The organism is Streptomyces sp. NBC_01450, from assembly GCF_036227505.1.
Taxonomy (GTDB): Bacteria; Actinomycetota; Actinomycetes; order Streptomycetales; family Streptomycetaceae; genus Streptomyces.
Map to the genome: position 1 here is coordinate 8,956,092 of NZ_CP109480.1, position 22,253 is coordinate 8,978,344.

A 22,253-nucleotide genomic window follows, 5' to 3' on the forward strand; every position below is an offset into this window, starting at 1 on the left:
CAGTGCTGAACGATCTCGACGAACGCATCGTGCACGCCCTCGCCGAGGACGCCCGCCGCTCCTACGCCGACATCGGCCAACTGGTCGGCCTCTCCGCGCCCGCCGTGAAGCGTCGGGTGGACCGGTTGCGGGCCACGGGTGCCATCACCGGGTTCACCGTGCGGGTGGATCCGGCGGCGCTGGGGTGGGAGACGGAGGGGTTCGTCGAGATCTACTGCCGACGGAACACCTCTCCGGAGACCATTCAGCGGGGGCTGGAGCGGTATCAGGAGGTGGTGGCCGCGTCCACCGTCACCGGGGAGGCGGATGCGGTGGTGCAGGTCTTCGCCTCTGACATGCGGCACTTCGAGCGGGTGTTGGAGCGGATCGCGGGCGAGCCGTTCGTGGAGCGTACGAAGTCGGTGCTGGTGTTGTCTCCGTTGCTGCGGCGGTTTTCGTCCGGGTCGCCTACGTAAGGGGTCGTTGGGGCTGGGTGGCGGCTGCGGGTTCGATGCGGCTGGGCGCGCCCCGCGGCGGAGCCGCTATATGTCACAGCCCCGCGCCCCTAAAAACGGGGCGCTACCCCTGCGCCCGTCTACGAGCCGCCCCATTCCGCTGTCTTCCTCGCCAGCGCGTTGTTGCCGATCGAGTTGTGGACGCTGAAGCTCACCGCGTCCGAGCGGTAGCGGTCGTCGGACCATTCCACCGGGCGGCCTTCGCGGGTGGTCGTCACGCGGCGGACCCTCAGGAGGGGACTGGTGCGGCGGACGCCGAGGAGGTCGGCGTCCTGGGCGCCCGCCGCCACCGCGTCGATGACGTGCTCGCCGTAGGCGAAGACCAGGCCGGTGTCCTCGTAGAGCCGCTGGGTGACCGAGGGGCAGTCGGGCTCGATGGCCTCGACGGCGGGGGAGATCCAGTCCGCGTACACGGTCCGCTCCAGGAGGACCGGCTCGCCGTCCAGGCCGCGGACCCGCAGGACGTGCAACACGGGTGTCTTCTCGGGGAGTTGGAGGCGCACGGCGTCCTCCGCCGTCGCCGGGCGGTGCTCCTGCTCGACGACGTGTCCCGTCGCCTCCCGGCCCATCGCACGCGCCCACTGGGCGAAGCTGCGCAGTTCGGCGAAGCTCTGGCTGCGGCGGCTGGCGAGGACCACCCGCCGGGCGCCCTGGCGGGAGCCGATGAGGCCCTCGGCGGTCAGGGCCGCGACGGCCTGGCGGACCGTGCCGCGTGCCACGCCGTACTGGGCCGCGAGGTCCGTCTCCGCGGGCAGCAGACTGCCCACCGTGTACTCCTCGCGGTCGATCGCCCGCCGCAGTTCGTCGGCGATCTCCTCGTGTCGCGCCGGCATGCTTCCCCTCTGACTCGACTGCTGTGCACAGCGTGACCAGCCTAATCGAGACCGGACGGTGATCTGCGCGCACCGGGATTGTGCAGGGAATCAGGGTTCAGGGTTTCGCCAGTGTTTACGAACGCGACACCAGCGGCGGGCCTACTGGGGCCAACTTGTTCAGACAAGTTCTCCGCACTACCCGAACCCTCGTGCGTACTCCTGGAGAGACCGTGACCGTGTTCCTGCCGAGGACCGCCGTCCTCACCGGCGGCCTCGCCGTCGCCGCCGCCCTCGCCCTCAGCGCCTGTGGCGCGGCCCCCGACGACAAGTCGACCACCGCCAACGGCAAGAGCGCGGCCACCGCGACCTCCGCCGCGGACTTCGGCGGCCTCGACGCCCTGGTCAAGGCCGCCAAGAAGGAGGGCACGCTGCACGCGATCGCGCTGCCCCGCGACTGGGCCAACTACGGCGCCCTGATCGACGGCTTCAAGAAGAAGTACGGCATCAAGATCGAGGTGGAGAACCCGGACGGCTCCAGCCAGGACGAGATCAACGCCGTGACGTCCAGGAAGGGGCAGGACCGCGCCCCGGACGTCCTCGACCTGGGCAGCTCGTTCGCGCTCAGCGCCGCCCAGCAGGGGCTGCTCGCGCCGTACAAGGTGACCGCCTTCGCCGACATCCCCGAGGGGCAGAAGGACGCGCAGGGCCGCTGGTTCAACGACTACGGCGGCTACATCTCCATCGGCTGCGACGCCAAGAAGGTCAAGGAGTGCCCGAAGACCTTCAAGGACCTGCTCAAGCCGGAGTACAAGGGGCAGGTCGCCCTCAACGGCAACCCCACCAAGTCCGGTTCGGCCTTCGGCGGTGTCTACGCGGCCTCGCTCGCAGGCGGTGGTTCGTTCGACGACATCCAGCCCGGCCTGGACTTCTTCGCCAAGCTGAAGAAGAACGGCAACTACACGCCCGTCGAGTCGACCCCGGCCACCGTCGAGAAGGGCGAGACCCCGATCAGCATCGACTGGGACTACCTGAACGCCGGTTACGCCGACGAGTTCAAGTCCAAGGGCGTCGACTGGACGGTCACGGTCCCCACGGACGGCCAGTTCTCCCAGTACTACTCCCAGGCCATCAACAAGGACGCCCCGCACCCGGCGGCCGCCCGCCTGTGGCAGGAGTACCTCTACAGCGCCGAGGGCCAGAACCTCTGGCTGGCGGGCTACGCCCGCCCGGCCCTGATGACCGCCATGGAGACGGCCGGCACCCTCGACAAGACCGCCGCCGCCAAGCTCCCCACGGTCTCCGGCACGCCGAAGTTCCCGACCGAGGCCCAGCAGGCCAAGGCCAAGACGGTCCTCGCGCAGGGCTGGGGCAAGGCCGTCTCCGGATGACCACCGTCCTCACCGAGGCCGAGGCCGACGTGACGCCCGCCGCCGTCGCTTCCCAGCGGCGGCGGCGCCGCGCCCCCGGCTGGCTCGCCGTCCTCCCGCTGCTCGTCTTCGTCGCGATCGCCTTCGGCATCCCCGCCCTGGCCATGCTGAACGGCGCCTTCACCGTCAAGGACCAGACGACCGGCGCCACCTCATACACCACGGCCAACCTGACCGGCTCGCTCCAGGGCGCCTACCTCACCGCCCTGATCGGCAGCGTCAAGCTGTCCGCGGTCTCCGCGGGCATCGCGACCGTCCTCGGACTGCCGCTCGCCCAGGCCGTGGTGACCTCCCGCTTCCGCGCCCTGCGCGAGGCGGTCCTCACCGCGTCCGGCGTCCTCGCCAACTTCGGTGGCGTCCCGCTGGCCTTCGCCTTCGTCGCCACCCTCGGCAACGCCGGTGTCCTGACCCAGCACCTGGGCCTGAAGGACAAGGGCTGGAACCTCTACAGCTTCTGGGGCCTGGTCATCGTCTACCTGTACTTCCTGATCCCGCTGATGGTCCTCACCATCACGCCCGCCCTGGAGGGCCTGCGTTCCCAGTGGCGCGAGGCCGCGCAGAACAACGGGGCCACCGGAATCCAGTACTGGCGGCATGTCGCCCTCCCCGTCCTCACGCCCTCCCTGCTCGGCGGCCTCGTGCTGCTCTTCGGCAGCGCCTTCGCCGCCTACGCCACCGCGGCGGCCATGGTGGGCAGCGCGGTCCCGCTGGTCACCCTGCAGATCGCCGACGCCATCTCCGGCAACGTCCTGGTCGGCCAGGAGAACGTGGCGCTCGCCCTCAGCCTCGACATGGTCCTCATCGCGGGCCTGGTCATGGCCGTGTACCTGCCCCTGCAACGACGGAGCGCGCGATGGCTGGAAGCCTGAACAAGACGGCACGGGTACGTCCCTGGCGCGGGGTCGTTCTCGTGTGCGCCGGGCTCTACTTCCTGGTCCCGCTCGCCGCGTCCGTGATCTTCACGGTCGACGTGCCGAACCAGGGGATCACCTTCGACGCGTACCGTCAGATCGTCTCCGCCGACGGCTTCGGCTCCAGCCTTCTCCTCTCGCTGGAACTGGCCGCCGCCACCATCGCCGTGGTTCTGCTGCTCATGGTGCCCGCGATGGTCGCGCTGCGGCTCGGCGCGCCGAAGCTGCGGCCCGTCGTCGAGGTGATCTGCTCGCTGCCGCTGGTCGTCCCGCCGATCGCCTTCGTCGCCGGGATCGCCACGGTCCTCAAGTGGGGCCCCGAACACCTCTCCCGCACCCCGTTGTTCGAGACGTTCGTGGCCCTCCAGAACCCGGACTTTCCGTTCGTCCTCGTGCTCGCGTACGTCGTGATGGCGCTGCCGTTCGTGTACCGGGCCCTGGACGCCGGACTGCGCTCCGTCGACGTACGCACCCTCGTCGAGGCCGCACGCAGCTGCGGGGCGAACTGGCCGCAGGCGCTGGTGCGGGTCGTGCTGCCGAATCTGCGCGGGGCGCTGCTCAACGCCTCCTTCCTCACCCTGGCCCTGGTCCTCGGCGAGTTCACCGTGGCCCAGTTGCTCGGCTTCCAGCCCTTCGCCGTGTGGATCTACAGCGTCGGCGGCTCGCAGGCCCAGCTCTCCGTCGCCGTCTCCGTGCTCAGCCTGCTCGTCACCTGGGCCCTGCTCCTCTCGCTCGCCGGGCTCGGCGGGCGCTCCCGTTCCGCTTCCGCCTCCCGGGGATGAACCATGACCGTCACCACGCTTGAGAAGGCCGCCGACGCCAAGGCCGCCACCGTTGAATTCCGCGGCCTACGACGGGAGTTCGGCCCGACCGTCGCCCTCGACGGCCTCGACCTGACCGTCCGGCCCGGCGAACTCCTCGCCCTGCTCGGCCCCTCCGGCTGCGGCAAGACCACCGCGCTGCGGATGCTCGCCGGGTTCGAACACCCCGACTCCGGCGAGGTGCTGGTCGACGGCGAGGACGTCACCCGGGTCCCGGCCCACCGCCGCGACGCCGGGATGGTTTTCCAGTCGTACAGCCTCTTCCCGCACCTCAGCGCCCTCGACAACGTGGCGTTCGGGCTGCGGATGCGCAAGGTACGTACGGCCGAACGACGGTCCCGCGCGGCCGAGTTGCTCGAACTCGTGGGTCTCGCCGACAAGGGTGAGCGGTTCCCGCACCAGCTCTCCGGCGGCCAGCAGCAGCGCATCGCGCTGGCCCGCGCGCTCGCCCTGCGTCCGCGCGTGCTGCTGCTCGACGAGCCTCTCTCCGCACTGGACGCCAAGGTGCGACTCACCCTGCGTGAGGAGATCCGCCGGCTTCAGCAGGAACTCGGCATCACCACCCTGTTCGTGACGCACGATCAGGAGGAGGCGCTGTCCATGGCGGACCGTGTCGCCGTGATGCGGGCCGGGCGGCTCGAACAGTGCGCCGCGCCCGCCGAGCTGTACGGACGGCCCGCGACCGCCTTCGTCGCCGAGTTCGTCGGCACGATGAGCCGGATTCCGGGGCGGCTGGACTCCGGCGTGGTGGAGGTGCTCGGACAGCGGCTGCCCGTCGACGGGGACGCACCCGCCGCGACGGAGGTGGATGTGCTCGTACGGCCCGAGGCGGTGCGGGTACGGGCGGACGACGTCGGCACCGCCCGCGTCGTCGCCACCGCCTTCCTCGGCGCCGCCACCCGCGTCACCGTCCTGCTCCCGGACGCCATCGAGGTCAAGGCCGACCTGCCCACCCACGAGGCCGCCGGGCTCGGCTCGGGCGCCGCCGTGACCGTGAGCCTCCCGGAGCGGCCGGTGCTGGTGGCCGAGCGCACGCGGTAACCGTCGCATCCCCCACTGAGAAAAGCCGAGTGAAAGAGAGCACCGTGACCCTCCGCACCACCGCCCCCCACCTCCCGCTCCAGGCCGTCCTGTTCGACATGGACGGCACGCTCGTGGACACCGAGCGACTGTGGTGGGAGGCGGTGGAGCAGGTGGCCGACGGGCTCGGGCGCCCGCTGACCGGGGCCGACCAGCCGGAGGTGCTCGGCCGGCCCGTCGAATACACCGCCGCCTGGCTCGGCGGGCTCACGGGTACCCGGGCTCGGGAGATCGCCACCGAGCTGCACCGGGAGTTCGCGGACCGGGTCCGCACCGGCATCGTGCCCCGCCCGGGTGCCCTGCGGCTCCTCGGTGAACTGGTCCGCGAAGGTGTCCCCACCGCCCTCGTGACCGCGTCGCCGCGCGCCGTCGCCGACACCGTTCTGGCGGCCCTCGGCGCCGAACACTTCGCCGTCTCCGTCACCGCCGACGACACCGAACGTACCAAGCCCGCCCCCGACCCCTACCTCGCCGCCTGCCGCGCCCTCGGCGTCGAGCCCGCCGCGTGCGTGGCCGTGGAGGACACCGAGACGGGTGTGGCGTCCGCCGAGGCCGCGGGGTGTGCGGTGCTCGCCGTGCCCTCGCTCGCGCCGATCGCCTCCGTACCCGGACGCACCGTCCTGACCAGCCTGGAGGAGGTGACCCCGGCCCGGCTGCGCGCCATGGTCGCGCCCCGCGAGCTGCGGGTGATGAGCTGGAACCTCTGGTGCGGCGGGACGAAGGTAGACGACCACCGCGAGAAGCAGCTCAAGGTCATCGCCGGGACCGGCGCGGACGTGGTCGGCCTCCAGGAGACCTACGGCACCTCGGCACAGGAACTCGCCGAGGCACTCGGCTGGCACCACCACCGGGCCGGCGAGAACCTCGGCGTCATCAGCCGCTACCCGATCACCGCCCACCACGGCGACCCGGACGTCGGCTTCTACGGCGGCACCGGAGTGCGCGTCCGGCTGGACGGCGGTCAGGAGGTGGACGTCTGGAGCGCCCACCTCGACTACACCCCGTACGGCCCCTACGAGGCCCGCTTCGACGGGCTCCCGGCGGCCGAGCTGATCGCCCACGAGGGCGTCCGGCTGGAGCAGATGCGGGAGATCCTGCGGCGCATCACCGAGTCCGCCACCGAGGCGGTCCCCGTGGTCCTGGTCGGTGACTTCAACGCCCCCTCGCACCTGGACCGGCCGGACGTCGAGTGGCCCGTGACCAGGGCCGCCGAGGAGGCCGGCCTGCGCGACTCCTACCGCGAGGCCCACCCCGACCCCGTACGGGAGCCCGGACACACCTGGTCGCCGGTCCATGTGGAGCACGAGGACGGCAGCGGGCGGCCCGAGCCGCAGGACCGGATCGACTTCGTGCTGCACCGGGGGCTGACGGTGCTCGACTCCCGGGCGCTCGTCACCGGCACGCCGCGACCCTGGCCCGATGTCGCAGGCAACGACTGGCCCTCGGACCACGCCGCGGTCGTGACCACCTTCGCCGTCTGAACCGAGCGGCGGTCCAGGAAACCATTGCGGTACGGGCGCGCCATCACGTAGGTTGATCCGCGCCCGCTACCAGCGAGTAACACCGATGGGTAACCAACCGTCGCCCGGCCACCCGACCGTCCTGTCGTCCTGGGGAGTCCATGCGCTGGTCCTTCGGCCGTCCCACCACGGTCCGTACGCGCATCGTGGCGCTCGCGCTCGCACCGGTGGTCGCCCTCATGGTGCTGTGGAGCTTCGCCATGGTGTCCGTCACCGGCGAACTGCGCGCTCTCGTGCGGATCCAGGGGGTGTACGACGACTTCGGGACGCCCGTGGACACGGCGGTCGGCCAGATCCAGATCGAACGGCGGCTCGCGGCCGCCTACTTGGGCGCGGACCACGGCACGGCTGCGGCCCTCGACCTGATGGCGCAGCAGCGCCGCACCGACCGCGCCGTGACCGCCATGCGCACGGCGATCCGGGACGGCGACCGCGGGCGGCTCTCCGGCAGGCAGCGACAGGCGCTCGACGCCGTGCTGCGCTCCTTCGACGGGCTGGAGGGGCTGCGGGAGCGGGTGCTGTCCCGCGCCATCACCTGGGACAGGGCGGTCACCGAGTACGGCGCCCTCGTCGAGCCGGGCTTCGACGTCCAGTCCGCCCTCACCGCGCTGCAGGCCGGACAGCTGGCGCGCGAGGCCCAGGTCGTCATCGAGCTGGTGCGGGTGAGGGAGTTCGTCTCGCGGGAGGACGCGCTCGTCGCCGGGGCGCGGGCGGCCGGATCGCTCACCGACCGCCAGTACGACACGCTCACCGCGACGATCGAGGACCGACGGGTCTTCGAGCGGACGTATGTGCCCGGCCTGCCCGCCGACTCGCGCGCGCTCTTCGAGGAGTTCCAGCGCGGTTCCCTGTACCGGGAGTTGACCCGGGGCGAGGACGCCCTGCTGCGGGCGGGCGCGCGGGGCTCGGGGGAGGCCGTCGCGGCGGGCTCCTGGCGCACCACCACCGACCGGGCGGTCAAGCGGTACATGCAGCTGTGCACGCGCTCGGCCGTCAACTCCGCCGAACGCGGACGGGCCTTCGCCTACCGGGAGCTGGCCAAGACCGCGATCGTCGGTGTGCTCGGACTCGCCGCCGTGGGGCTGTCCCTGTGGTTCGCCGTACGCGGCGCCCGGCGCATCTCCCGCCGTCTGGAGATCCTCCGGGACGCCGCCGACCTCCTCACCAACCGCCAACTGCCCGACGTGATGCGACGGTTGAGCGCGGGCGAGGACGTGGACGCCGCCACCGAGGCACCACCCCTGGCCGACGGGGAGGCGGGAGCCGACGAGATCGGCCAGGTCGGCCGGTCCTTCAACACCGCCCGCCTCGCGGCCGTCGAGGCCGCCGTCAAACAGGCCACCCTGCGCCGCGGGCTGTTCGCGGTGCTCCTCAACATCGCCCGCCGCAACCAGGCGCTCGTCCACCGCCAGCTCAAACTGGTCGACACGCTGGAGCGGCGCACCGACGACCCGGACGTCCTGGACGACCTGTTCCGGATCGACCACCTCACCACCCGGATGCGGCGCCACGCGGAGAGCCTGATCATCCTCTCCGGCGCGGCGCCCGGCCGCAGATGGCGCCGGCCCGTACCCGTCGCCCGCGTGGTGGCCTCCGCGGTGAGCGAGATCGAGGAGTACGCGCGCGTCGTGGTCCCGCCGATGTCGGAGGTGGGTGTCGCGGCGGACGCCGTCGCCGACGTCGTCCATCTGATCGCCGAACTCGTCGAGAACGCCACCGTGTTCTCGCCGCCCCAGGCCCAGGTCACCCTGCGCACCGGCCGGACCGGGGGCGGGTTCGTCCTGGAGATCGACGACCGGGGCCTCGGCCTCGAGCCCGAGCAGATCGAGGAGGCCCACCGCACCCTCACCACACCGGACGACTTCGACCCGACCCGGCACGACCGGCTCGGGCTGTACGTGGTGGGGCGGCTCGCCGCACGGCACGGCATCGAGGTCACGCTGTGCCGGTCGCCGTACGGCGGTACGACCGCGGTGGTGCTGCTGCCGGAGGCGGTCCTCGCGCCGGTCGACCCCGAGCGGCCGGAGCCGGCACCGGACACGGACCGGCGAACGCTGCCGTCCCGGACCTCCCCGAGGGGCACCGCGGTCCTCCGGAAACCGCGAGAGGCACACACGCGGCACGTGGATCCCGCGCCGGAGAGCGCTCCGGCCACGAGCCCGGCCGCCCTGCCCACCCGAGTCCGGCAGACCTCCCTCGCCCCCGGGCTGCGCACCGAGGGCCCGGCCGCCGACGAGACGCCGGAGCGCGAGGTCACCCCCGAGGAGGTCCGCGCGGTCTTCGGCGCCTTCCAGCGCGGCCTCGACCGCGGCCGCAAGGGCCTGCCCACCGGGCCCGGCTCCGAGCGGCGAACCGACACCGAGGAAGGGACGGACGCCGACGATGCTCCGTGACCAGACCCCCGAGCACTCCGACCGGGCCCTCCAGCCCACGGGAACCACCCCCGAATCGCCCGGCGCGGACCTGGGCTGGCTGCTCGACGACCTCGTGGCGAGGACCGAGCACGTCCGTCAGGCCGTGCTCCTCACCGCCGACGGCCTCCCGCTGAGCTGCTCGGACGGTATGCGCAGACGGGACATCGAGCACCTCGCCGCGGTCTGCTCCGGCTTCCACAGCCTGGCCCGCTCGGCCGGCGAACGCTTCGCCGCGGGGGAGGTGCGCCAGACCATGGTGATGCTCGACGACGCCTATCTCTTCATCACCCCGGCGGGCGACGGCAGCCGACTGGCCGTCCTGAGCGAGGTGCAGACGGACGTCGGACAGCTCGCCCACGAGATGGCGCTGCTCGTCCGCCGGGTGGGCCGTCACATGGCCGCCGCCGTACGGTCGGCCGCCGACCCCGCGGGCCCCTGACCCGGCCGTGACCGACGACCACTGGTACGAGGACGAGACCGGGTCGATGGTGCGGCCCTACACCGTGACACGGGGCCGGACCCGGCCCTCGGACCGGCACACGATCGATCTGATGTCGCGGGTCACCCTCCTGAGGACGGACGAGGGCCGGCCGGGTGTCGACCACGCCGGCGCCGCCCTGCTGGCCCTGGTGCGCCACGGACCCCGGCCGGTCGTCGAACTCGCCGCCGACGCCGACCTGCCCCTGACCGTCGTCCGCGTGCTGCTCGGCGACCTGGCCGAGGCCGGACTCGTGCGCATCGACGCACCGCGCCGCCCGGAACCGGGCGCCCCGGCGGCCGACCCGGAGCTGCTGCGCGAGATCGTGGAGCGACTGCGCGAGCTGTGAGACCCGAACCCGGACCCGAACCCGGACCCGGGCCGGGAGGTCGGGGCGGCTCTTGACGACGTCTGTGACCTGCGCCTCAGGGGGTTTCAGGCGCTGTCCGAGGGCGCGCAACGAATCGCCGCCGAAGGCCGGGCGCACGCAACGATTCGTCCACCGGCACGCAACGGCTCCTCCTTGTCCCTCCGAGCCCTCCGCCCGTACCGTCTAGACAGCCCCCCGAACCCCTCCGTACCCGCGAGGACCACGCATGCGCACAGCCCTGCTCCAGAGCTCCGGCCGCCCCGGCTCGGTCGTCGAGAACCTGAAGGTCCTCGACGAGGCCGCGGGCCGTGCCGCCGCCGCCGGCGCCGGGCTCGTGGCGGCGCCGGAGATGTTCCTCACCGGGTACGCGATCGGCGACGACATCGCCCGCTTGGCCGAGCCCGCCGACGGGGACTCCGCCGACGCGATCGCCGAGATCGCCACCCGCCACGGCGTCGCCGTCGCCTACGGCTACCCCGAGCGCGAGGGCGAGACGGTCCACAACTCCGCCCAGCTCATCTCCGCCGACGGCACCCGGCTCGCGAACTACCGCAAGACCCACCTCTTCGGCTGCTTCGAGCGCGACCACTTCACACCCGGCGTCCAGCCCGTCGTCCAGGCCGAGCTGAACGGCCTCCGCGTCGGCCTCATGATCTGCTACGACGTCGAGTTCCCGGAGAACGTCCGGGCGCACGCCCTCGCCGGCACCGACCTCCTCGTCGTGCCGACCGCGCAGATGCACCCGTTCCAGTTCGTCGCCGAGTCCGTCGTCCCGGTGCGCGCCTTCGAGAACCAGATGTACGTCGCGTACGTCAACCGGGTCGGTCCGGAAGGCGAGTTCGAGTTCGTCGGACTGTCCACGCTGGCCGGTCCCGACGGGATCGCCCGCACCCGGGCCGGACGCGGTGAGGAACTCGTCCTCGCCGACGCCGACCCCGACTTCCTCGCGGCCTCGCGCGAGGCGAACCCGTATCTGAAGGACCGCCGCCCCGGCCTCTACGGGTCGCTCGTCTGACACCCGGCCGCCTCCGGCGCCTCCCCTCACCAGCTTTCCCGCAAGGAGTCCGTACCCCATGACGTCCACGGTGCCCACCGCCGTCCAGCACGCCGACGCGCAGCAGCCGCCGATCACCATGTTCGGACCGGACTTCCCGTACGCGTACGACGACTTCCTCGCCCACCCGGCGGGCCTCGGCCAGATACCCGCGACCGAGCACGGCACCGAGGTCGCGGTCATCGGCGGCGGCCTGTCCGGCATCGTGGCCGCCTACGAGCTGATGAAGATGGGCCTGAGGCCCGTCGTCTACGAGGCCGACGAGATCGGCGGCCGCCTGCGGACCGTGGGCTTCGAGGGGTGCGACCCGTCCCTCACCGCCGAGATGGGCGCCATGCGCTTCCCGCCCTCCTCCACGGCCCTCCAGCACTACATCGACCTGGTGGGCCTGGAGACCCGGCCGTTCCCCAACCCCCTCGCGCAGTCCACTCCCTCGACGGTCGTCGACCTCAAGGGCGAGTCGCACTACGCGACCACCGTCGACGACCTGCCGCAGGTCTACCGCGACGTGATGAACGCCTGGAACGCCTGCCTCGAAGAGGGCGCCGACTTCTCCGACATGAACCAGGCCATGCGCGAGCGCGATGTGCCGCGCATCCGCGAGATCTGGGCGAAGCTCGTCGAGAAGCTCGACAACCAGACCTTCTACGGCTTCCTCTGCGACTCGGACTCCTTCAAGTCCTTCCGGCACCGCGAGATCTTCGGCCAGGTCGGCTTCGGCACGGGCGGCTGGGACACCGACTTCCCGAACTCGATCCTCGAGATCCTCCGGGTCGTCTACACCGAGGCCGACGACCACCACCGCGGCATCGTCGGCGGCTCCCAGCAGCTCCCGCTGCGCCTGTGGGAGCGCGAGCCGCAGAAGATCGTGCACTGGGCGTACGGCACCTCGCTCGCGAAGCTGCACGACGGCGCCCCGCGCCCGGCCGTGACCCGGCTGCACCGCACCGCGGGCAACCGGATCACGGTGACGGACGCGAACGGCGACATCCGCACGTTCAGGGCGGCGATCTTCACCGCCCAGTCCTGGATGCTGCTCTCCAAGATCGCCTGCGACGACTCGCTCTTCCCGATCGACCACTGGACGGCGATCGAGCGGACCCACTACATGGAGTCCTCCAAGCTCTTCGTGCCGGTCGACCGGCCCTTCTGGCTGGACAAGGCCGTCGACGACAAGGGAAATCCGACGGGCCGTGACGTCATGTCGATGACGCTCACCGACCGCATGACCCGCGGGACCTACCTCCTCGACGAGGGCCCGGACAAGCCCGCCGTCATCTGCCTCTCGTACACGTGGTGCGACGACAGCCTGAAGTGGCTGCCGCTGTCCGCGAACGAGCGGATGGAGGTCATGCTGAAGTCGCTCGGCGAGATCTACCCGAACGTCGACATCAGGAAGCACATCATCGGCAACCCGGTGACCGTGTCCTGGGAGAACGAGCCCTACTTCATGGGCGCGTTCAAGGCGAACCTGCCCGGCCACTACCGCTACCAGCGCCGCCTGTTCACGCACTTCATGCAGGACGCGCTGCCCGAGGACAAGCGGGGCATCTTCCTCGCCGGCGACGACATCTCCTGGACGGCCGGCTGGGCCGAGGGCGCCGTGCAGACCGCGCTGAACGCGGTCTGGGGCGTCATGCACCAGCTGGGCGGGGCGACCGACCCGACCAACCCCGGGCCCGGCGACGTCTACGACGAGATCGCGCCGGTGGAACTGCCCGAGGACTGAGCCGGGCCGGTCCGCCTGGGCCGGCCTTCGTGGGGCGGCCGGTCAGATTCCGGCCGCCCGAGCCGCCGCGTACACCTCGGCGGCCAGGTCCTTGAGCTCCTCGGCGTCCCGCGGGCCGTCCTGGAGGTCGAGGAAGTACTCGTCGAGACCGATCTCGGCGTACGGCACCAGGTCCGACACGATCTGGTCGACGTTGCCCTGGAAGGGCTGGCGGTCCGCGCCGTCGTAGGCCTTGGCGGAGGGGCGCGCGTTGACCCGTACCGCCGACTGGATCGGCTCGGTGCGCCCGCGCTCGGCCGCGAAGTCCTGCACCTGCCGCCACTGGGCGGCGAGTTGGTCGGCGCCTCCCTGGGCCACGGGCTGCCAGCCGTCGCCCCGGTCCACGAGCCGGGTCAGCGCCTTCTTGCTGAAGGCGGGCAACAGGATCGGGATCGGCCGGGCCGGCTTCGGGGCGACCACGGCCGACTCGATCCTGGTCAGCCGTCCCTCGTACGACACCGGGTCCGGGCCCCACACCGCGCGGCACACGTCGAGGACCTCGTCCAGGACCCGGCCCCGCTCCTCGAACGGCGCCACGCCCGCGGCGGCGTACTCGTCGTGCGACCAGCCGGTACCGAGGCCCACCACGACCCGGCCGCCGCTCGCCGCGTCCAGCGTGCCGAGGGTCCTGGCCAACTGGAACGGGCCGTGCAGCGGGGCGACCAGCACGCTGGTGCCGAGCCGCGCCCGCTGCGTGGCCGCCGCGGCCAGCGTCAGGGTCACCAGCGGCTCGGCGACGCCGCGGTACAAGTCGGGCCAGGGCAGGTTCGGGACGCCGTACAGCCCCTGTGTCGCGGGCTCCGGGAACAGGGCGCGCTCGAACACCCACAGGCTCTCGTAGCCGATCTCCTCAGCCGTGCGCGCCACGTCCGGGACGTCGCGACCGATGTCGAACTGGCGTGTTTGAGGAAGACTCAGACCCAGCCGAGCAGCCATGCTCGTGCTCCTTCGCATCAGGCATTTGAACCGTGAACGTATCGCGTACGAGGGTGAGTTACGGGTCGTACGCGACGGTATGGCCGGATCAGTCCCCCAGAGGCGTGAGCAGCATCCGGCCGGCCAGGCCCACCACGTTGCCGAGACGGTCGGCGAACTCCTCGGCGAGGTCGGGGAGTCCGCGCAGCGCCCACAGGGCCCGCGCCGCGGACCATGCGGCTTCGCGGGCCCTCTCCAGGCTCCACGAGCCGAGCAGATGGGTGAGCGGATCGGCGATCTGGAGGAGGTCGGGGCCCGGCATCAGATCTTCGCGGACGCGCTCCTCCAGCGAGACGAGGAGGTCACCCACGCGCTCGAACTCGTCCTCCAGATCGGCTGGTTCGCAGCGGAGCGTACGACAGGTGTCCACGACGGCGAGCGCCAGATCGTGTCCGATGTGCGCGTTGACGCCCGCGAGCGCGAACTGCAGCGGGCGTACTCCGGGATGGCGCCGGAACTGGAACAGCGGGCGCCAGCAGGCGGGCGGGGACCCCTCCTCGGCCACGCGCAGATAGCGCTCGGCGAAACGTACATCCAGCGTGACCGCGGCCTCGCCGTCCGGGAATTCCCCCGCGCCCAGGCGTCGTTCGACCTCCTCCGTGACGGTGAGGTAGACGCGGTTGAAGACCGCGACTCCGTCCCGCTCGGGCAGGGTCGCCGCGAGGGTGCGCATCCGGGAGACGACGGCGTCCACGGGGGTGGTGAACTGTTCCAACTGCGTCATGACGGCAGGGTCCCAGTCCTAGGCTGACCGGAGTGACGCCTGGCCGGGCGCATCCCCGGAACGGGGGAACACGCCCGTGTCGGGAGGAGCGGATGTGGCCGGCGGTGGCGGCAACGTGGCGGGAACCGGGGGGAGCGGTACGTGTCTGGCTTACGTGCGCGGCGCCTGGCCGCACGCAGGGCCGAGCGCAGGCGGGTGGCCCGGCGCGCCGCCATGGTCGCGGCGGCCTCGGTGGTCATGGCGGTCGGCGCGGTGACGGGGACGATGTCCGCCCTCGACCGCGAGCGCCCCTCCGACGACGCCCGACCGCTGGTGACCCGCTCGCCCGGCCTCCGGCCGCCGCCCGCCGTACCGACTCCCTCCCCGACCACGACCTCCGCCTCGCCGTCCCCGTCGTCGCACCCCCCGTCCCCGAAGCCGAGCCCGACGCCCACGCCGAGCAGGAAGGAGCCGAAGGCCGTGGCGTCCCCCGCCCTGCTCTACAGCCACCCCGACTCCCAGGTCCTGGACTGGGTCGCGGCCCACCCCGGTGACTACCGGCGCGCGGTCATCGAGTCCCGGATCGCCGACCGTCCGGCCGCCGTCTGGTTCGCCGACTTCACGCCGGCCACCATCACCGCGCGGGTCAGGGCGGTGACCGCGGGCGCCGCCGCCGAGGGCCGGGTCCCGGTCGTCGTGCCGTACGCCATCCCGCAGCGCGACTGCGGCGGGGCCTCACAGGGCGGCGCGCCCGACCTCGCCGCGTACGACGGCTGGATCGACGACTTCGCGGCGGGCCTCGGCGACGACGAGGTCATCGTCGTCCTGGAGCCCGACTCGGTCGCCCAGGCCGGCTGCCTCCCCGCGAGCGACCGAGCCGCCCGCTTCGCCTCGCTGGCCCGCGCCGGCCGCGTCCTCAAGGCCGCCGATCCCAGAGCCCGCGTCTACTACGACGCCGGCCACTCCGCCTGGAACCCGGCCGCCCGGCAGGCCGCGCTCCTCGAACGGGCGGGCGCCGCCTCGGCCACGTCCTCCGACGGCATCTTCACCAACGTGTCCAACTTCCACCGTACGAGCGACGAGATCACCTACGCCCGGCAGGTGCTGTCCGCGCTGGGCGGCCCCGCGCGCCTGGGTGCCGTCATCGACACCAGCCGCAACGGCAACGGCGCGCCGGCCGACGGGGAGTGGTGCGATCCGGCGGGCCGGAAGATCGGCCGGGCGCCGACCCTGGACACCGGCCAGGCCGGGATCGACGCCTATCTGTGGGTGAAGCTGCCGGGGGAGTCGGACGGCTGCAAGGGCACGCCGGGGACCTTCTCGGCGGAGTACGCCTATGAGCTGGCGCGCTGATCCTCGCCCCTCGGCCTGGTCGTAGGAGGACGTGCCGGAGTCCGGCAGCGGCTCCTGCGCGAAGCGGGGCCGCCCTGGTGGAGGGCGGCCCCGCTCGATGCGGTGCGGTCGGGAGCTACTGGATGTTGATCTGGAAGGTGGTGGTCCTGTTGCGGATGTCCTCCGCGTTGCCGCTCATCCGCAGGTTGCGGAAGGTGGCCGCACCGACGGCGGGCCCCTGACCGGGCTCGGGCAGTTCGTTGGCCCAGATGCCGAACCCGGACTTCGCGTCGAACGCGTCCCCGCTCTTCTTGGAGTTGGTGATGGAGATGTCGGTGAAGATCGTGTCCTTCACCGGGAACTGCGGCTGGCCGCCGACGTAGTTGGTCTGGAACATCACTCCTCCGTAGGTGGAGTCGTCGATGTCGACGTCGTTGACGCGGATGCCCTGGAAGACCTTGGAGGCCGAGAACGCCCAGATGGCCGGGAAGACCTGCGAGCCCCAGAAGTGGCCGCCCGTTCTGTCCAGGGAGACGTTCTCGATCGTCGTCGGATCGGTCCCGAAGCCGTTCATCGGGTAGCCGAAGTCCAGCGAGGAGATCGTGATGCCGGAGTAGACCAGGGTGTCGGCGACCCGGATGTTGCGGAAGGTGTTGTTGTAGCCGCCGTAGACGGCGATACCGGCCGCACGCCAGGTGAGCGTCGACGTCAGGTTCTCGTAGAGGTTGTTCTTCTCGTCGGCGCCGCCCGCGTCGATCGCCGAGAAGAGCGCGAAGCTGTCGTCGCCGGTGGCCCGGGCGTCGTTGTTGACGACGTGGTTGTCCGTGGAGCCGTTCGTCATGTTGATGCCGTCGGCGAACGTGTCACGGATGCGGGAGTTCTCGATGGTCATGTTGTCGGTGTTGGCGCCCCAGTAGAGGCACACCATGTGCTCGACCCAGATGTCGTCGATGGTGATGCCCGAGACGTTGGAGAAGTCGAACACCTTGCCCGGACCGTCGATCCGGGACGTGTAGTTGCCGAAGTAGGCGAAGCCGGTGAACGACGAGCCGCCCGCGGTGGCCTCGGCCCGGAAGCCCACGTCGGTGTTCTCCTGCGAGGTGGGTGCGTGGAAGCGGGTGAACCACGGCCCGGCTCCGACGACCTTGACCGCCTTGCCGTAGACCTGGAACTTGCTGGAGGTCTCGTAGTCTCCGGCGGGCAGGTAGACGCCGACGAGCTTGCCCGTGGTGTCCATGCGGACCTTGTCGAGCGCGTTCTGCACGTCCTGGTGGGAGAAACCGGCCGGGACCGTGTACGTGGCCGGGTCCGGGTTGGGGTTCGCCGTCGCCTGTTCGGTGTTGATGAAGTCGACGGCGTAGGTGGAGGTGTTGGCCGCGTCCTTCTGGAGCCGGATCTTGGAACCGGCGGGGACGGTCTTGCCGAGCAGTACGTTCGCCTCGTCGTAGATGTGGCGCTGGGCACCGGAGCCGGGCGAGTTGCCGGGCGAGGTCTCGTTGCCGTAGAGCCAGGCGTACTTCGAGGTGAGGTCGATGGCCTTGAGGAACTGGCCGTCCACGTAGACGTCGAGCGTTGTGTCGGTGCCGTCCGGGATCGAGAAGCGCGTCACCAGGGTGTTGGTCGCCGCGCGGGTGGTCCACTCGACGTACTGGCCGGTCCCGTTGAGGGTCACCGCCTTGCGGCCGCTCGCCTCGCCCGCGATGTCGCCGATGGTCCGGTTCGGGCCGACGACCTTGGCACCGCCGCCGACCGTGCCGTCCTCGGCCTCGTACATGTCGTACGGCATGTCCGCGCCGCGGCCGACGAACAAGGGCTGTGTGGTGGTGTTGTTGGCCCGCTTGACCGGCAGTTCGTTGGCGTCGTCGGCGATGACCGTCTTGACGGTGTACTTGCCGTTGGCGGCCGTCCATGATGCGAGACCGACCGGTGCGGTCGTCTGGCCGGCCGCGATGACGCCGTTGTAGGAGCCGGTGAGCGTCTTGACGGTGGCGCCGCCCGCGTCCTGGACCGTCAGCGTGACGCCATGGGTGCCGGAGGCCGAGGCCACCGTCCCCTGGTTCTTGATCGCGACGGTGAACGCGACGGCGTCGCCCGCCGAGGCGCTGGAGGGCGTCCAGGCGACCGGAGCGGCGATCAGGTCCGAGCTGGAGACGGGCTTGACGACGAGGGCGTCGGAGCGGGTGAAGACGTTGTTCGCCTCGTTCTGCTCGATGACCTTGTTCGACGGGTCCACCTCGGCGCCGACCGGGTAACTGCCCGCGTCCCGGGTGCCGATGCTCGCCGTGACCGTCGTCGACTCGCCGGCCGCGAGGGCGGGGACGTCCGCGGTGGCGGCCTTGGTGCCGCCGAGCGTGAAGTTCAGGTCGGTGGCCTTGGACGCCCTGGGGCCGCTGTTGGTGACGGTCGCCGTCAGGCTGATGGCGTCCGACTCGACCGGGGCCGCGGGTGTGTTGGTGACGCCCGTGACCTTGAGGTCCGGGTTGGCGGCCGGGGTGCCGATCACCTGGAGCTCGGCGACCTGCGCGCCGGGGGCGCCGGAGTTGGAGGTGAACTTGAGCTGTACGTCGGCGGCGGCGCCGGAGACCGGGATGGTCACCGTGTTGCCGCTCGACGGGTTGAAGGTGTAGTCCTTCGCTGCCACGAGGCTGGTGAACGCGGTCGCGTCCTGGTCGCGGGCGAGCACCTGGATGTTCTGTGTGCGTGTGGACCAGGCGGCATCGGGGTTGAGCTTGACGACCACCTGGTCGAGGTCGGCGTTGGCACCCAGCTTGGTGGTGAGGGTGGCCGGGTAGGCGCCGCCCGCGCTCTCCCAATAGGTGCCTATCTGCCCGTCGTTGGCGTTCGTGGCGACGTAGGTGAAGGTGTACGAGGAGGCCTCGACGGGCTTGCCCTGGGCGAGATCGGAACCGCCGCCGGAACCGGTCCGGGTGACGCTGTTGCTCGCCACCGACACGTTCCCGGCCGCGTCTTTCGCCTTCACGTAGTAGGTGACCGTGGCCCCGGCCGACGGAGTGTCGGTGTACGTCGTGACGTCACCCGCCACGGTCTTGACGACCTGGCCGTTGGCGTAGACGTCGTAGCCGGTGACCTGGACGTTGTCGCTCGACGCCTGCCAGGTGAGCTTCACGTCGTTGCCCGACTGCGTGTAGGCGAGGTTTCCGGGCGCGGTGGGGGCCTGGGTGTCGCCGCTCGATCCCTTGCGGGTGACGCTGTTGCTGTCGGCGGAGACGTTGCCCGCCGCGTCCTTGGCCCGCACGAAGTACGTGATGTCGCTGCCGGCCGGCTGGGTGTCGGTGTAGGTCAGGACGTTCCCGGCGACGCTCGCCCGCAACTGACCGTTCGCGTAGATGTCGTAGCCGGTCACGGCCGTGTCGTCGGTGGCCGCGCTCCAGGTCAGTCTGATCTGCCCGGTGGCCGGCTCGGTGTAGCTCAGGTTGGACGGCGCCGTGGGCGCCTGGGTGTCGCCGGTCGCCGGTCCGTAGACCTCCAGCTCGGACGCCTGCCCGGCGGGCCAGCCGCTGTTGGCGGTGAACAGCACGCGCACGTACCGCGTGGTGGTCGTGTCGAAGGAGATGGTCGTCGACTGGTCGTTGGAGCTTTCGAAGGTGTACGCCTTCGAGGCCGTCAGGTCGGTGAAGTTCTGGTTGTCGGTCGAGCCCTGGACCTTGAACGTCTGGCTGCGGCTCGGCCAGCCGCCCGGCAGCCGCAACGTCACCTGGTTGATCTTGACCGACGAGCCGAGATCGACCTGGAGCCACTGCGGGAAGGCGTTGTTGGTGCTCTCCCAGTAGGTGTTGCGGTTGCCGTCACCGGCGTTGGCCGCGCCGTAGACGTCGGCGTGCCCGCTCTCGGTGAAGGGTTTGCCCTGCGCGAGGTTGGGTGTCGCGGCGGCGGTCGTGAGGACCTGCATCTCGGCGAGCTGAGCGGTGCCGGCGACCGAGTTGGCGCTGAAATCGGCCCGTACGAACCGGGCGAGGGTCGCGGGGAAGGAGACCTTCACCGTGTTGTCGTTGCCGGGGCTGAAGACGTACTGCGTCGACGACTTGAGCGTGGCGAAACTCTTTCCGTCGGCGCTTGCCTGGAGCGCCAGTGTCTGCTTGCGGGTCTGCCAGTGCTCGGGCAGCCGCAGCACGACCTGGCGGACGCGCTTGGTCCGCCCGAGGTCGGTCTGCACCCACTGGGCCGACTTCTTTCCGGCCTGCCAGTAGGTGTCGGTGTCGCCGTCGGTGACGTTGGCTGCGGCGTGTACGCCGCGGGTGCTGCCCGCTGTGGTCACGGCGGCCGCGGCGGCGTTGGGGCCGCCGGCCGCGTGTGCGCCGACGGCGGGCAGGCCCAGAACCATGACGGCGGAGGCGAGCACGGCGGTCGCTGCGCGCCGCCTTGTGGATCTCTGCTTGTGTCGAGTCATGCGGGGTCACTTCCTGCGGAGGCTCGCGCGCCGGTGGGGCGGCGAGGGCGGCTCGTTTCCAGCGGAGTGGTGCAGAAAGGTGCAGGACGATCAGTGCGGAGCGGGGTCCGGTGCGTTCGGGCGGCAGGAGCCGACCTGACGGAGAAGATCTCCATCAGGGCACCCGTGGGGGGCAGGATTTTGCGTTGTTTCATCGAAATATTGCAGAGCAGCATGGGCGGGTCTACAGCTGGAACGGCACAATATTCACCAGAAGCACCCATCACTCAGGAGCGATGGCGGCGCGGGCGCCACTTCCGAGCCGATGAGGCGGCCAAATGGCGGGCGTCGGAGTCAGATTTACGGGCCCGCACAGTCCGGTCCGCGATGCGGCGATGGTTGCGGGCTTGCGCTCCGAGACCGCAAGTGAACGCAAGATGCGCAAAATCTTGCGCGACTCTGCGTCGCGGGTGGTGGGTTACCGACGGGGCGAGTCCTCGTCCCCGGCGTGGTCCAGGGCTCGCTCGATTCCGCTCCCCGGTTGAGCGGCGGACACTGGTCGACCGGCACGGCCTGCGCGTGTCCCATTCCGCCGAGTCCGAGATCGCACAGAGTGGCGCGCATCTCCTTCCACGCATTCCCCAGCTCTTCGTCACGCGCCCTGCCGGCCGGTTCCTGGACTACGTCGGCCGGGCCAGTGTCGGACAAGCAGGCCGGCGCGACCTCGAGTTTCAGCTCGCCGGTCGCACCTGCTCGGCGGTGGTCGCCGACGCGAAGTCCTTCGCGGCCATCGAGCAGTGGGTCAGGGACGCGGCGCAGGACACTCTGGCCCGGCTCGGGGCCCGCACCGTGTCCGTGTTCGGTGTGCGGGTGCGCCGAGTGGGGCGACGATCCGCCGGGTCATTCCGCGTACCTGCCCCGGCGGCCTGGCCGATCCGCTGGGAAGCGAGCCGGACGGGAGCGGGACGGTGGCCGTGGACGGTAAGAGCGCCCGCGGCTCGCGCCATGGCACCGCCGCAGCGGCCAGACCGTCACCCGGCTGCGGGCTCCGGACAAGACGAACGAAATCACCTGCCTCGCCACCTTGTTGGCGCCCTACGACCTGACCGGGGTCACCGTGACCGCCGACGCCCCGCCCACCCGGCGCGGTGACGCCCGGTTCCTGGTGGAGACCAAGAAAGCCCACTACGCCCTCACCGTGAAGCGGAACCAGAAGGCCTCGTACGAGCGGTTGCGCGCCCTGCCCTGGCAGAAGGCGACGGCCAGGTTCTACGACCGGTCCACCGGCCACGGACGCCGGGAGACCCGGGTGACACAGGCCCTGACCGTCCCCGACCTCGGCGTGGACTTCCCGCACGCCGCCCAGGTCGCGAGGATTCGCGAAGATCATCAGGTCGCAGCGGGTGATCGAGGACCGGCTCCGTTTTGTGCGTGACACCGCCTACCGCGAGGACGCTTCCACGATCCGCACCGGACACGGCCCGGAGAACATGGCCACCTTGCGCAGCTTCGCGATCAACCAGCTCCGCGCCGCCCGCCACACCAACGTCGCCGCCGGACGCCGGGATCCTGGTGACGCCACATCACCCACCTGACCGACCCCAACGACGATCAACGAAAACGTCGAAGGTCGAGGGTGCAACTCGCTTACGCCTGTGGGGAGTCGAGTCCGAAACGCGCCCTCTTCGCGGTTGATCCACTTTT

General features: G+C 71.1%; 18 protein-coding genes. 14 read left to right on the forward strand and 4 right to left on the reverse strand.

All coding sequences use genetic code 11. The features are described 5' to 3' along the window. The first annotated feature begins 2 nt into the window (after positions 1–2). Complete coding sequence (locus OG568_RS39870) at positions 3–455, forward strand: Lrp/AsnC family transcriptional regulator (protein WP_015661832.1); 453 nt, start codon at positions 3–5, stop codon at positions 453–455. Positions 456–574: 119 nt separating this feature from the next. Here OG568_RS39870 and OG568_RS39875 read toward each other — a convergent pair whose 3' ends face one another. After that, positions 575–1,327 (reverse strand): GntR family transcriptional regulator, encoded by a 753-nt coding sequence (locus OG568_RS39875; protein ID WP_266416436.1) that lies wholly within the window; start codon positions 1,325–1,327, stop codon positions 575–577. Between the two features lie 212 nt (positions 1,328–1,539). Between OG568_RS39875 and OG568_RS39880 the strand changes: the two genes are divergently transcribed. From OG568_RS39880 to OG568_RS39925, 10 genes are all read left to right on the forward strand, one after another. Further along, on the forward strand, positions 1,540–2,697 hold the full coding sequence (locus tag OG568_RS39880) for an ABC transporter substrate-binding protein (protein ID WP_329535016.1): 1,158 nt from the start codon (positions 1,540–1,542) through the stop codon (positions 2,695–2,697). After that, positions 2,694–3,605, forward strand: coding sequence for an ABC transporter permease (locus OG568_RS39885; RefSeq protein ID WP_329535017.1), 912 nt, complete (start codon positions 2,694–2,696; stop codon positions 3,603–3,605). The genes OG568_RS39880 and OG568_RS39885 overlap by 4 nt, the downstream gene beginning before the upstream one ends. Then, on the forward strand, positions 3,590–4,429 hold the full coding sequence (locus tag OG568_RS39890) for an ABC transporter permease (RefSeq protein ID WP_266416442.1): 840 nt from the start codon (positions 3,590–3,592) through the stop codon (positions 4,427–4,429). Before OG568_RS39885 ends, OG568_RS39890 begins: the two co-directional genes overlap by 16 nt. Before the next feature lie 3 nt (positions 4,430–4,432). Then, positions 4,433–5,509, forward strand: a complete 1,077-nt coding sequence (locus OG568_RS39895) for an ABC transporter ATP-binding protein (RefSeq protein ID WP_329535018.1) — start codon at positions 4,433–4,435, stop codon at positions 5,507–5,509. A 44-nt stretch (positions 5,510–5,553) separates the two neighbouring features. Next, positions 5,554–7,029: an HAD-IA family hydrolase gene (locus OG568_RS39900; protein WP_329535019.1), complete on the forward strand. Its 1,476-nt coding sequence runs from the start codon at positions 5,554–5,556 to the stop codon at positions 7,027–7,029. 140 nt (positions 7,030–7,169) lie between these two features. Next, on the forward strand, positions 7,170–9,461 hold the full coding sequence (locus tag OG568_RS39905) for a sensor histidine kinase (protein WP_329535020.1): 2,292 nt from the start codon (positions 7,170–7,172) through the stop codon (positions 9,459–9,461). After that, a complete protein-coding gene (locus OG568_RS39910; protein WP_329535021.1) occupies positions 9,451–9,921 on the forward strand; it encodes a roadblock/LC7 domain-containing protein in 471 nt (156 codons plus the stop codon). The genes OG568_RS39905 and OG568_RS39910 overlap by 11 nt, the downstream gene beginning before the upstream one ends. 7 nt (positions 9,922–9,928) lie before the next feature. Beyond that, entirely contained in the window at positions 9,929–10,309 is a 381-nt protein-coding gene (locus OG568_RS39915) for a DUF742 domain-containing protein (protein ID WP_329535022.1), read from the forward strand. Between the two features lie 247 nt (positions 10,310–10,556). Further along, on the forward strand, positions 10,557–11,345 hold the full coding sequence (locus OG568_RS39920; RefSeq protein WP_266581041.1) for a carbon-nitrogen hydrolase family protein: 789 nt from the start codon (positions 10,557–10,559) through the stop codon (positions 11,343–11,345). Positions 11,346–11,403: 58 nt separating this feature from the next. After that, on the forward strand, positions 11,404–13,113 hold the full coding sequence (locus OG568_RS39925; RefSeq protein WP_329535023.1) for a flavin monoamine oxidase family protein: 1,710 nt from the start codon (positions 11,404–11,406) through the stop codon (positions 13,111–13,113). A gap of 42 nt (positions 13,114–13,155) precedes the next feature. Here the strand turns inward: OG568_RS39925 and OG568_RS39930 are convergent, their stop codons facing one another. Then, positions 13,156–14,088, reverse strand: coding sequence for an LLM class F420-dependent oxidoreductase (locus tag OG568_RS39930; RefSeq protein WP_266685192.1), 933 nt, complete (start codon positions 14,086–14,088; stop codon positions 13,156–13,158). 88 nt (positions 14,089–14,176) lie between these two features. Beyond that, positions 14,177–14,851 carry a DUF5995 family protein gene (locus tag OG568_RS39935; RefSeq protein ID WP_329535024.1) on the reverse strand — a complete coding sequence of 225 codons (675 nt, stop codon included), beginning with the start codon at positions 14,849–14,851 and terminating at the stop codon, positions 14,177–14,179. Positions 14,852–15,064: 213 nt separating this feature from the next. Between OG568_RS39935 and OG568_RS39940 the strand changes: the two genes are divergently transcribed. After that, positions 15,065–16,183: a glycoside hydrolase family 6 protein gene (locus OG568_RS39940; RefSeq protein ID WP_329536582.1), complete on the forward strand. Its 1,119-nt coding sequence runs from the start codon at positions 15,065–15,067 to the stop codon at positions 16,181–16,183. 115 nt (positions 16,184–16,298) lie between these two features. On the opposite strand, the gene OG568_RS39945 is transcribed toward OG568_RS39940, so the two are convergent. Beyond that, positions 16,299–20,570 (reverse strand): discoidin domain-containing protein, encoded by a 4,272-nt coding sequence (locus OG568_RS39945; protein ID WP_329535025.1) that lies wholly within the window; start codon positions 20,568–20,570, stop codon positions 16,299–16,301. Between the two features lie 1,063 nt (positions 20,571–21,633). On the opposite strand from OG568_RS39945, the gene OG568_RS39950 reads away from it, so the two are divergent. Then, positions 21,634–21,984, forward strand: a complete 351-nt coding sequence (locus OG568_RS39950; protein WP_329535026.1) for a hypothetical protein — start codon at positions 21,634–21,636, stop codon at positions 21,982–21,984. After that, positions 21,977–22,144, forward strand: a complete 168-nt coding sequence (locus OG568_RS39955; RefSeq protein WP_329535027.1) for a hypothetical protein — start codon at positions 21,977–21,979, stop codon at positions 22,142–22,144. The genes OG568_RS39950 and OG568_RS39955 overlap by 8 nt, the downstream gene beginning before the upstream one ends. The last annotated feature ends 109 nt before the right edge of the window (positions 22,145–22,253 follow it).